Source organism: Streptomyces sp. 2A115, assembly GCF_052245575.1.
Classification (GTDB): Bacteria; Actinomycetota; Actinomycetes; order Streptomycetales; family Streptomycetaceae; genus Streptomyces.
In genome coordinates, this window is the sequence record NZ_JBQQCG010000166.1 from 1 (window position 1) to 8776 (window position 8776).

Annotated in this window: 9 protein-coding genes; 4 read left to right on the plus strand and 5 right to left on the minus strand. The window is 71.2% G+C overall.

Translation table 11 applies throughout. The features are described from left to right. Positions 1 to 154: 154 nt before the first annotated feature. Positions 155 to 1120: a pirin family protein gene (locus ACTWQR_RS54715; RefSeq protein ID WP_443234838.1), complete on the minus strand. Its 966-nt coding sequence runs from the start codon at positions 1118 to 1120 to the stop codon at positions 155 to 157. Between the two features lie 123 nt (positions 1121 to 1243). On the opposite strand from ACTWQR_RS54715, the gene ACTWQR_RS54720 reads away from it, so the two are divergent. Together ACTWQR_RS54720 and ACTWQR_RS54725 are read left to right on the plus strand one after the other, a co-directional pair. Continuing rightward, the gene (locus tag ACTWQR_RS54720) at positions 1244 to 1726 is read left to right on the plus strand and encodes a MarR family winged helix-turn-helix transcriptional regulator (protein WP_443234839.1); all 483 of its coding nucleotides are present in this window, start codon (positions 1244 to 1246) and stop codon (positions 1724 to 1726) included. After that, positions 1723 to 2208: a MarR family transcriptional regulator gene (locus ACTWQR_RS54725; RefSeq protein ID WP_443234840.1), complete on the plus strand. Its 486-nt coding sequence runs from the start codon at positions 1723 to 1725 to the stop codon at positions 2206 to 2208. Before ACTWQR_RS54720 ends, ACTWQR_RS54725 begins: the two co-directional genes overlap by 4 nt. A 74-nt stretch (positions 2209 to 2282) precedes the next feature. Here ACTWQR_RS54725 and ACTWQR_RS54730 read toward each other — a convergent pair whose 3' ends face one another. Then, entirely contained in the window at positions 2283 to 3761 is a 1479-nt protein-coding gene (locus ACTWQR_RS54730) for a PepSY-associated TM helix domain-containing protein (protein ID WP_443234841.1), read from the minus strand. 222 nt (positions 3762 to 3983) lie between these two features. On the opposite strand from ACTWQR_RS54730, the gene ACTWQR_RS54735 reads away from it, so the two are divergent. Further along, the gene (locus tag ACTWQR_RS54735; RefSeq protein WP_443234842.1) at positions 3984 to 4637 is read left to right on the plus strand and encodes a peptide deformylase; all 654 of its coding nucleotides are present in this window, start codon (positions 3984 to 3986) and stop codon (positions 4635 to 4637) included. 311 nt (positions 4638 to 4948) lie between these two features. Here ACTWQR_RS54735 and ACTWQR_RS54740 read toward each other — a convergent pair whose 3' ends face one another. Further along, entirely contained in the window at positions 4949 to 6382 is a 1434-nt protein-coding gene (locus tag ACTWQR_RS54740; RefSeq protein WP_443234843.1) for a dihydrolipoyl dehydrogenase family protein, read from the minus strand. Between the two features lie 122 nt (positions 6383 to 6504). On the opposite strand from ACTWQR_RS54740, the gene trxA reads away from it, so the two are divergent. Further along, entirely contained in the window at positions 6505 to 6888 is a 384-nt protein-coding gene (trxA, locus tag ACTWQR_RS54745) for a thioredoxin (RefSeq protein ID WP_443234844.1), read from the plus strand. A gap of 123 nt (positions 6889 to 7011) precedes the next feature. Here trxA and ACTWQR_RS54750 read toward each other — a convergent pair whose 3' ends face one another. Together ACTWQR_RS54750 and ACTWQR_RS54755 are read right to left on the minus strand one after the other, a co-directional pair. Further along, positions 7012 to 8202: a 4-hydroxybenzoate 3-monooxygenase gene (locus ACTWQR_RS54750; RefSeq protein WP_443234845.1), complete on the minus strand. Its 1191-nt coding sequence runs from the start codon at positions 8200 to 8202 to the stop codon at positions 7012 to 7014. 18 nt (positions 8203 to 8220) lie between these two features. After that, positions 8221 to 8776 (minus strand): substrate-binding domain-containing protein (locus ACTWQR_RS54755; RefSeq protein ID WP_443234846.1); only part of this gene is annotated, 556 nt, incomplete at its 5' end.

Sequence of the window (8776 nt, forward strand, 5' to 3'; positions counted from 1 at the left end):
CGGTCGGTAGCGTGGTCGGACGCCCTTGGCGTGACCGGCGGCTGAGCTCCCAGCGCGTGGCCGCCGACAGCGGAGGGTCGAGGACGGCGGAGGTGACCTGGGTGTGACCCGGATACCTCCGCCACCCGACTGGATCGGAGTGGATCTTCCCGGGTCAGCGCACCCTGCCGCGCGGTTTCAGCGGCACCGGCGGCAGTTCGGGAGCGGGCAGCGGGGCACCGTCGTAGCCCAGTACGTCACCGAAGCGGGATCCGGCCATCCAGTCGGCGCGGGCCTGCTCGATGTCCGTCTGGGACCGTCCGATGAAGTTCCACCACATGATCAGTTCCTCCTCGAACGGCTCGCCGCCGATGAGCATGAGGCCCGCGTCCGACTCGGCGCGCAGGGGCAGTTCGGAGCGGCCGCAGCCGAGGTACAGCATGGAGCCGGGCAGCACCGGTACGCCATCCACGTGCGCCTCGCCGGACATGGACAGCACGGCGTACTCGAAGTCCGGCTCCAGCGGCAGGCGTACGTCGGCTCCGTGGGTGAGGGCCAGGTCGGCGCCGACGATCGGGGTGTAGGTCGTACCGGGTGAGGCGGCGCCGTCGACGCCGCCCAGGATGAGCGTGGCCCGCAGACCGGGGGCGGTGAGGACGGGCAGTTCGGCATGGTGCTCGAAACGCGGGTCGGTGTGGCGGTCGCTGTCGGGCAGAGCGACCCACAGCTGCGCCCCGTGCAAAAAGCGGGCGTGCGACTTGGGGCTCTCCTCGGAGTGGCTGATGGCCCGCCCGGACGTCATCAGACCCAGCTCGCGCGGTCGGATCGTCTGGAGGCTGCCCGTGGAGTCGCGGTGCAGCACCTCCCCCTCGTGCAGCCAGCTGACAGTCTGCAGGCCCATGTGCGGATGCGGCGGCACCTGCATGCCGGGCTCGTCGGCGATGTCGTCGGGGCCGTAGTGATCGACGAAGCACCAGGCGCCCACCATGCGCCTGCCCAGGTTGGGCAGCAGGCGACGGACTTCGCTGGACTCGCCGAGCTTGACCCGGCGGGGACTGAGGAGTTCACGCACCGGCTCCGCCACCACGAAACCCCGGCCACCGCACAGGGCGGGAACCGGGTCGCGATCAAGATTGCTCATGGCCCACAACCTAGCCCCGTGAAGGACTCGCCGTCAGTCCATCCACCCGCACGTCGACGGTCACTTGACTCAGTCGAGGCAAAATAGCAGCCATGTACATAGTAGCCATGTACTGTATCTGTCATGAGTGCGAATCCCGAGGGCGCGACGCCCGGTTTCCTGGTCTGGCGCCTGTCGATGAAGTGGCGCGTGGCCGTGGACCGGGCGGTGGCACCCCTGGGCCTCACCCATGCGCAGTACTCGCTGGTGGCCTCGCTGTACGGCATGCACCGGGCCGGACACCGCCCGAGCCAGCGCCAACTCGCCGACCACACGGGGCTCGAAGCGCTGTACGTGTCGAAACTCGCCCGGGCCCTGGAGGCCGCCGGGCTCGTCGAGCGCACCCGGGACCCCGCCGATCCGCGCGCCGTGCAGCTGTCGCTCACCGAGCAGGGGCGCGAGGTCACCCGCCGAGCGATCAAGATCGTGCGGGGGCTTATGGAGCAGCTGCTCGCGCCCCTGGGAGGCCTCGACGGTCAGCGCACCGAGGCGTTCAGCCGTGAGCTGGCGACCCTGCTCGACGTACCTCTTGATCCACTGACCGAGAACGAGACGGAGCAGCCATGACCAGCACCACATCCACCGCACCCACCGCACCCACCGCACCCACCGCACCCACCGTCAACGGCCGGGTCATCGGCCTGGCCCACTATGCGGGCCGTGCCGTCCTGGAGCGCGTGCTGGCCCGTACCGGCACCACGTTCAGCCAGTTGGTCACCCTCAGGCTCGTCGCTGTCGCCGACGACGAATCCATCGGGCGTGACCAGCTGGTGGCCGCCGTGACCGGCTCGCTGAAGGTCGAGGAGTCCGCCGCACAGGACACCATCGACGAGCTGACGACGGCGAATCTGATCGAAGAGGTTCGGTCGGAGAAGCCCCTGCTGCGCATCACGAACGTCGGCCGAGAGCTGTACGAGCGGGTCAACTCCGAGACGAACGCGGTCTCCGCCCGGATCTACGCGGGCATTCCGGCCGAGGACCTGGCAACGGCCGGCCGAGTACTGGCACTCGTCACCGAGCGGGCCAACACCGAGCTGGCTCGCCCATAGCCGCCCTGCCAGGGCGGCACGGCAGACACCGCAGGGGCAGCGAGGGCGACAGGGGCGGCACGAAGGCGCCGCGCCTAAGGGATGCTTCGAAAGTCCCGTGTGGTGCCCGCGGTGTCCGGTGCGTTCTCTCGGCGTGCCGGACGAAAGCCCTCGTAGCTCCGCCTGCCGCGTCGGTACGCGATCTCGCCCAATGTCACGTCCACGGCGACGAAGGCGGCCAGCGGGATGCCGAGGAGCGGTACGAAGTAGCCGAGGACGGCGACGGCCGCCATCAGCGGGACGAGGACGTACGCCGGGACCTGCTGCCAGGAGCCGCGCGGGACGGGACGGCCGAAGGCGGTGGCGCGGCCGCGCTGCCACCACATGCGGTAACCCCACAGGATCAGCAGGATCAGGCCGAGAGCGAGGCCCATCAGCGCGATCTGGTTGACGATGCCGAACAGGATTCCGGTGTGCGCGTCGATGCCCCAGCGGGTCAGCTTCGCCAGCACCGGGTGGTCGGCGAAGCGCACCGTGTCGGTCACCTCGCCGGACGTCGGGTCCACGGCGACCGCGTCCTGCTTGGTGGGCCAGCTGCGCTGGACCTGCCGCACGACGTACGCGGACGAGGCGTCGGCGGGCGGGACGACCTCCACCGGATCGCCCAGGCCCTCCGCTCGCGCGGTCGCCAGCACCTTGTCGAGGCCGACGCCGTGCTCGGCACCTCCGTCGGCCGAGGATGCGGCGGACCCGTGGCCGGAGTGCTCACCGCCCGCGGACGCCGACACCGACGGGGTGGCCTGACCGAGCGAGGTGCGCAGTTCGTCGATGTTCGCTCCGGCGTACGCCGACCACGTCAGGCCCGTCGCCGAGAGGAAGAAGAACCCGGCCGCCGCCCAGACGCCGACCGTGCCGTGCAGACCGAGCGTGCGGCGGCGGCCGGTGGTGCCGCGCACCTTCCGCTGCGTACGACGGCGGCCGAACCACAGCACGAGGCCGCCCGCCGAGATCACCCACAGCCAGCTGGCGGCGAGTTCGCTGTAGAGCCGGCCGGTCTCGCCGAGGTGCAGATCACGGTGCAGCTCGTCTATCCAGGTCCGCAGCGGCAGCGCACCGGTGGAGCCGTACTGCTCCAGGGCCCCGCGCACCTTCCCCGTGTACGGGTCGACGAAGACGGCCAGCATGCGGTCGGCACCGACACCCGGGACTCCGGACAGCAGCACCCTGGTGGTCGCGCCCTCCTCCGGTGAGGGGCGTACGGCGGAGACAGTGCCCTCCGGATGGGCCTCGCGGGCGGCGGCCACCTGCTCGGAGACGGGCAGTTCGCGTTCACCGACGGGGACGGTCAGCTCATGGGCGTACACGATCTTCTCGGCCTGGAACGACGCCGCGTACAGCAGGCCGGTCGTGGCGGCGATCAACAGGAAGGGGGCGACGAGCACCCCGGCGTAGAAGTGCAGCCGCAGCACCAGGGGTCGCAGCGGCGACCAGAGGGCGCGTTTCGCGGAGGGGGCGGCGGATTGCGGGGACGATTCCGGGGACTCGTCCGTGGCGGTGGCGGGAGCGGTGGACATCGGCTGGCTTCTCCGGTGGGGCAGGGGACGGGCCGGACTCGGCCGTTGCGCTCCAGAGGTCGGTGGGCCGGGGCGATGAGTTCCCAGGGCTGCGCGTGGCGTGGGTCACGTCGCAGGCCGCCTTTCGTCCTTGCGTTCCATGGCCGGTGCCGTGGCCGTGTGCGGCACGCCCCGCCAGAGAGCCGCCTCGCGCACCGCGACCTCTCTTGGCATGCTGACGCGATGGCATCCCCCAGTGATCCCACGCCCCTCAGCGAGCAGGTGGAGGAACTCCTCTCCCACACCGGCCCGTTGCCGATCGTCGCCGCCGGTGACCCGGTGCTGCGCCGCGCGGCCGAGCCCTTCGAAGGGCAGCTGGACCCGGCGCTCCTGGCCCGCTTCATCGCCGCTCTCCGCGCCACGATGCACGCGGCGCCTGGCGTCGGGCTGGCCGCACCCCAGGTCGGCGTACCACTGCGCCTCGCGGTCATCGAGGACCCGGCGCCGGTTCCGGACGAGATCCGCGAGGTGCGCGGCCGAGTGCCGCTGCCCTTCCGTGTCCTGGTCAATCCGACGTACGAGCCCGTGGGCGCCGCCCGCTCAGCGTTCTTCGAGGGCTGTCTGAGCGTGCCGGGCTGGCAGGCGGTGGTGGCCCGGCCCCTCCAGGTACGCCTCCGAGCCCTCGATGAACACGGCCGACCCGTGGACGAGTTGTTCACCGGCTGGCCGGCCCGCATCGTCCAGCACGAGACGGACCATCTGAACGGCACCCTCTACGTGGACCGCGCCGAACTCCGTTCCCTGTCCACGAACCAGGCGGCGGCGGAGCGGTGGGCCCAGCCGACGCCGAAGCAGGCGGCCGAGGAACTCGGTTTCGAACTGACCGAGGAGACCTGAACCAAGGCAGCGCATACGCCCCAACCACCGCCGACCAAGCGGGACCGGTGAATTCCGGTGCAGGTCCGGCCGCGCCCTGAAGGGGCGCGGGGCGGTATCGATCTGCGGCTCCGCCGCGATGGGGTCCCCCCGCTCATGGGGGTCCCCCGCTCATGGGGGTCCCCCCGCTCATGGGGGTCCCCCGCTCATGGGGGTCCCCCGCTCATGGGGGTCCCCCGCTCGAGCGAAGCCGAGAGTGGGGGAGAAGCCGAGAGTGGGGGAGCGACCAGCCACAACCGACCCGCAGACAAACCGCGCGCCCCAGCGGAGCGCTACGCGTCCCGGTACGCCTCCAGCAGCCGCAGCCACACCTCGCTCACCGTCGGATACGACGGCACCGCATGCCACAACCGGCTCACCGGGACCTCACCCGCGACCGCGATCGTGGCGGAGTGGATCAGTTCGCCGACGCCGGGACCGGCGAAGGTGACGCCGCGGAGGATTTCGGCGTCGAGGTCGACGACCATGCGGGCGCGACCGCGGTAGCCGTCGGCGTAGAGGCCCGCGCCGGCGACCGTGGACAGGTCGACGTCGACCGCGCGGACGCGGTGGCCCGCCTGTTCCGCCTCGGCGAGGGAGAGACCGACCGAGGCGGCCTCCGGGTCGGTGAAGACGACCTGGGGTACGGCCGCGTGATCTGCGGTCGCGGAGTGGGCGCCCCAGGGGTCGCTCTCCAGGAGGGGTACACCGGCCGCGCGGGCGGCGATGGCGGCGCCCGCGATACGGGCCTGGTACTTGCCCTGATGTGTGAGCAGGGCCCGGTGGTTGACATCGCCGACCGCGTACAGCCATTCGCTGCCTGTGACCCGGCAGCTGTCGTCGACGGTGAGCCAGGAGCCGGGCTCCAGGCCGATCGTGTCGAGGCCGAGGTCGTCGGTGCGCGGGGCGCGGCCGGTGGCGAAGAGGATCTCGTCGGCCTCGATGCGGTCGCCCTTGTCCGTGGTGACCACGACTGTCGAACCGTTCCGTGTCACCGATTCGACCGACGTGCCGGTGCGGACGTCCGCACCCGCCTCCGCGAGCGCCTCGGCGACCAGTTCCCCGGCGAAGGGCTCCATGCGGGGCAGCAGGCCCTTGCCCCGGACGAGGACCGTGACCTGGGAGCCGAGGGCCTGCCAGGCGGTGGCCATCTCGGTGCCGACGACCCCGCCGCCCACCACCACGAGGCGGCCCGGCACGGCGGACGCGCTGGTGGCCTCACGGCTGGTCCACGCTTTGACCTCGGCGATTCCCGGCAGGTCGGGCAGGACGGCGCGGCTGCCGGTGCAGACGGCCACGGCGTGCCGGGCGGTGAGCACGTGCCGCTCCCCGTCGGGTCCGTCGACCGTGACCCGGCGGGCGCCGTCGAGCCGGCCGTGCCCGCGGTAGAGGACGGCTCCGATGCCGTCGAGCCATCCGACCTGGCCGTCGTCCTTCCAGTGGGAGGTGTAGTAGTCGCGGTGGGCGAGGACCGCGGTGGCGTCGAGGGGGCCCTGCACGGACTGGCGCAGGCCCGGCACGCGGCGCGCGTCCGCACGGGCGATGACCGGGCGCAGCAGTGCCTTGCTTGGCATGCAGGCCCAGTACGAGCACTCTCCGCCGACCAGTTCGCTCTCCACGACCGCGGTGGAGAGGCCGGCCGCGCGGGCGCGGTCGGCGACGTTCTCCCCCACGGGCCCGGCCCCGAGCACCACGATGTCGTATGCGATGGATTCCGATTCCGTCATGGGGTCAGTCTGGTGGTTGGTGTGGGCCGTGGCCACACGGGTACGTGCGCGGAATACGCCGCCGATCGGCGCCGTTGTGCACAGCGGCTACGCCCCGACCCCAGGAAGAGGGATTCAACGCCATGAGCAGCACCGTGGAGCTCACCAAGGACAACTTCGACCAGTTGGTCATGGACAACGAATTCGTCCTGATCGACTTCTGGGCGTCCTGGTGCGGCCCGTGCCGGCAGTTCGCCCCGGTCTACGAGAAGGCGGCGGAGGCCAACCCCGACCTGGTCTTCGGCAAGGTCGACACGGAGGCGCAGCCGGAGCTGGCCGCGGCCTTCAACATCCAGTCGATTCCGACGCTGATGATCGTCCGTGACCAGGTGGCGATCTTCGCCCAGCCCGGGGCGCTCCCCGAGGCCGCTCTGACGGACGTCATCGGGCAGGCCCGGAAGCTGGACATGGACGAGGTACGCAAGTCCGTCGCGGAGCAGCAGGCCGCCGAGCAGCAGGCCGAGTAACCGCCACATCCCCGTGCACCGGCGCCCACCTCGGGTCGGAGAAGGCCTCCGGATCGGCCTCGCGCCGAACCGGGCGCCGGTGCCGGAGGCGGCGATCGGTGAATCAGTGATCACCGAGGGGGCTCACGGCGGGAGCGGAAGTCCCGTGTAGTTCACGGCCAGTTCGGCGGCCGCCGCGCGGGATGCCGTGATCCGGCGCAGCCGCGCGAGCTGCATCCGGTCCTCGAAGGCGTCCCCGTCCGGCTGGGCGTGCAGCATCCTGGTCATGTCGTACGAGAAACGCGTGGCCTGCCAGACCCGGTCGAGGCACAACTCCGAGTACCGGTCGAGAAGTTGATCCGATCCGGAGCGGTGGAGCTCGGCGAAGCCGCGGGCCAGGACACGGACGTCGGACACGGCCAGGTTCAGTCCCTTGGCGCCCGTCGGCGGCACGATGTGCGCGGCGTCCCCCGCCAGGAAGAGCCGTCCGTGGCGCATCGGCTCGTGGACGTGACTCCGCATCGACGTCACGGACTTGGCGGTGATCGGTCCGCGCTCCAGCCGCCAGTCGCCGTCGATCGCGAAGCGTGCGTCGAGCTCGTCCCAGATGCGCTCGTCGGGCCAGTCGTCCGGGTCGGTGCCGTTCGGAACCTGCAGATACAACCGCGACACGGAGGTCGAGCGCATGCTGTGCAGCGCGAAGCCTCCCTTGCCGCGCGCGTAGATCAACTCCTCGCAGGAGGGCGGCACATCGGCCAGGATCCCGAGCCAGGAGTAGGGGTAGTCGTGCTCGTACGTACGGCTCACCGCGGCCGGGATCGTGTCGCGGGCGATGCCGTGGAAACCGTCGCAGCCGACCACGTAGTCGCAGGTGAGGGTCTGTTCGCGGCCCTCGTGCACAAAGCGTACGACTGGTGTGTCGCCCCCCGGTTCCTCGACCGCGTTCTCGATGGCGAGGGCCTCGGCCTCGAAGAACAGGGGTGGTCCGTCGGCGAGTTGGAGTGCGACGAGGTCCTTCACGATCTCCGTCTGGGCGTAGATCGTCACGGTGCGGCCGCCGGTGAGCACCGGGAAGTCGATGTGGTGGCGCTCGCGGTCGAAGCGCAGCTCGATGCCGTGGTGGACCAGGCCCTCGGTCTCCAGCCGGTCGGCGGCACCGCATTCGCGCAGCGCGTCCACCGTGCCCTGCTCCAGCATTCCGGCGCGCTGCCGCTGCTCGACGTACGCGCGGGTCCTGCTCTCCAGGACGACGCAGTCGATCCCGGCCCGGTGCAGTAACCGGGCCAGCAACAGACCGGCGGGGCCACCCCCGATGATGCCGACCGTCGTCCGCATGTCGCGCCTCCCAGGTGTTCAGCTCGATTCTCGGTGCACGACCCTCGCTCCCAGCACCTCGTGCTCCTCCGTCGCGACGGCGGGCTCGCGCACCGCGCGGTCGACCAGCTCGGCGAGCTCCCGTCCGGACGGGAGCTCCAGGTGGACGGTGCTCAGACGGGGGCGCAGCAGCCGGCCGAACATCAGGTCGTCGGCGCCGATGACGGCCGTGTCGTCCGGGATGCCGATGCCCTCGTCCTGAAAGGCCCGCATCAACAGCATCGCGTACTCGTCGTTGTACGCGAACACGGAGTCCAGGCCCAGGGACGGCCAGCGCGCCGCGAGCTGCGCCGCCGCTTCCTCGTCGTAGGCCAGCGGCAGCTCGGTCACCGACGCGTCCGTGCCGTCCACGGCGCGGCAGACACCCTCGAGACGAGGCTTGGAATAGACCTCGAGACCGGCCTCCTGGGGCACCACGACGCCGATGCGCCGACGGCCCCGGGCCACCAGGTGCATGCCGGCGCTGTGGCCGACCCGCTCGTGGTCCATGAGCAGTGCGTGCGCGCCCTCGACGCTTTCGGGGCCGAGCGTGAGG